The 1,985-nt window shown below is 75.8% G+C and carries 1 protein-coding gene and 1 pseudogene; both read left to right on the top strand.

Features of this window, described 5'->3' with window-relative positions:
- Positions 1–334: pseudogene (locus C667_RS22510) on the top strand (hypothetical protein); the annotation flags it as partial.
- Between the two features lie 52 nt (positions 335–386).
- A partial coding sequence (locus tag C667_RS22505; RefSeq protein ID WP_004386924.1) for a DUF7379 domain-containing protein occupies positions 387–1,985 on the top strand: 1,599 nt, incomplete at its 3' end.

Raw genomic sequence — 1,985 nt, 5'->3', positions numbered from 1 at the left:
CGAGGGCGAGCAGTGGGTGGCGCGCTACCGCACGGTGGCCGCCCGCCTCGCCAGCCCGCCGCGCGCCATGCCGCCCGCAGCCGCCGTCGCCGAGGCGGCCGACAACCCCTTCGAGCGCTGCAACCGCTGGCTGCTCGACACCGCCCTCGCCTGCGGCGGCGACCGCGTCTGGCTGCTGTGCCTGTGGGACGGGCGCCGCGGCGACGGCGCCGGGGGCACCGCGCACATGGTCGAGGAGGTGAGCCGCCACCGCGGCCACGTCCTCCACATCGACCCCCGCGACCTGCAGGCACACGATCCCGCTGGCAGGCGCCCCGATGCTGGACTAGCCTGAAGCGAGCCGGGCGCGGCAGGCCCGCAATCCGAACATCCAGCGGAGAACCCTCATGAGCATCCCGCGTTTCCGCCTGCGCGGCCGCATCGCGCCGACCGCACCCACCTCACCGGATACACCCGCTGCAGCGCAAGCCACGCCCGACGACGGCCTGGTTGCGGTCGCATCCAGGCGCACGCTGATCCCCGGCCGCGCACGCGACGGCGTGAGCGGCGAGCTCGAGGTCGCCGGCGACGAGGTGGTCCGGGTCGAGCTCGACAACGGCTTCGTGCTGTGGACCCGCGCCGACGCCCTGGTGCGCGAGCACGGCCGCCGTAGCCGCGCCCGCGACGGCGGCGACGCCTGGGAGATCGACGCGCTGGCCCCCTCGGCCAACGCGGCCACGGCCGAGCGCGGCCTGCTCGGGCTGGGCGTGCGCGTGCTCGAGTTCTTCGGCGTGCGCGTCAAGGAAGGCGCCGCGCGCAAGCTCGGCGAGCACTTCGAGGAGCGCCAGCTCAAACCCCTCGCCCCCGGCCTGCACCGTGCGAGCCTCGCCGACCGCTTCGCCCTCGCCCCGCTCGCCGCGGACGCGAAGCTGCCCGGCGGCGGGCCGCTGCTGGTCTTCCTGCACGGCACGGCGTCGAGCTGCGAGGGCAGCTTCGGCAAGCTGTGGGATGCGGGCAACGCCGCCGGTGCGGCCGCCCGCACCCGTCTCGCCGCCGCCTACGGCGAGCGCGCCTTCGCCCTCGAACACCGCAGCCTCACCGAGAGCCCGGTTTCGAACGCGCTCGCGCTCGCGCGCCGCCTGCCGCAGGACGCCGAGCTGCACGTGGTCAGCCACTCGCGCGGCGGCCTGATCGGCGAGCTGCTCTGCCTCGGCCAGTGCGAGGCGGTGCGCCGCCTGCTCGACGCCGAGGGACTGCAGTCCCTGTTCGCCGCCGACCGCACGATCGCCGAGCAGCTCGGCCTGCAGCCGCTGTCGCCCAAGGAGGCGAAGGCGCGCGACCACGCCTACGATGCCGACCGCGCGGCGCTCGCCGAGCTCGTCGAGCTGCTGGTCGAGCGCAAGGTCCGGGTCACCCGCTTCGTGCGCGCCGCGTGCCCGGCGCGCGGCACCACGCTCGCGTCCGGCCGCCTCGACCGCTGGCTGTCGATGCTCGACTTCCTCGCCGGGCGCGCGCTCGGCGGCGGCCTGTTCGCCGACGGCCTCGACTTCCTGCTCGCGGTGGTGAAGGAACGCACCGACCCGCGCACCCTGCCCGGGCTGGAGGCGATGATGCCCGGCTCGGCGCTGACCCGGCTGCTGCACCACCCCGACCTCGTCACCGCCGCCGACCTCAGCGTGATCGCCGGCGACGCCGAGGGTGACACGGTGTGGCAGAAGCTCAAGCTGCTCGTGACCGACTGGTTCTACGGCGCCGACCACGACCTCGTGGTCAACACCGGCTCGATGTCCGGCGGCCTGCGCCGCCCCGACGGCGGCGCGCGCTTCCGCCTCGACCGTGGCGCGCGCGTCGATCACTTCAGCTACTTCCGCAACGCCGACAGCGTCGGCTGGCTGCTCGCCGGCCTGACCCGCGGCGACCACGAGGACGGCGGCTTCCGCCCCCTCGCCGAGGCGCCGCAGACGCCGCCGCGCTGGCGCGAGGCCGTGCGCCGTGCGCGCGGCGGC

The organism is Thauera phenylacetica B4P, assembly GCF_000310225.1.
Classification (GTDB): domain Bacteria; phylum Pseudomonadota; class Gammaproteobacteria; order Burkholderiales; family Rhodocyclaceae; genus Thauera; species Thauera phenylacetica.
Note: the sequence above shows the minus strand (reverse complement) of the source record. Positions and strands in the feature narration are given on the sequence as shown.